The following is a 207-nucleotide window of genomic DNA, read 5'->3' as shown; positions in this document are numbered from 1 at the left end:
AAAAGGTACAAAACCTTCAATAATGATACGCCCTTTGCCTGTACGTCCTCCATCCTGTGAATAGGGCCAAGAGTAGTCTAAATCAGCATCACTTTTTACCACACTCTGGCCTTTACCTGAGCTACTCATGACGGGTTTAATCACTCAAGGTTCGCCGATGGTTTTTACTGCTTGTAAATACTCTTCTTTAGTATCTGCAAAAATATA

Annotated in this window: 1 pseudogene; it reads right to left on the bottom strand. The window is 40.6% G+C overall.

The annotated features are described in order from the left end of the window. Positions 1–207, bottom strand: a pseudogene (locus V6255_RS19170) (ATP-grasp domain-containing protein); the annotation flags it as partial.

Source organism: Psychromonas arctica (assembly GCF_038155225.1).
Classification (GTDB): domain Bacteria; phylum Pseudomonadota; class Gammaproteobacteria; order Enterobacterales; family Psychromonadaceae; genus Psychromonas; species Psychromonas arctica_B.
This window is presented reverse-complemented; position numbering and strand designations above follow the sequence as displayed.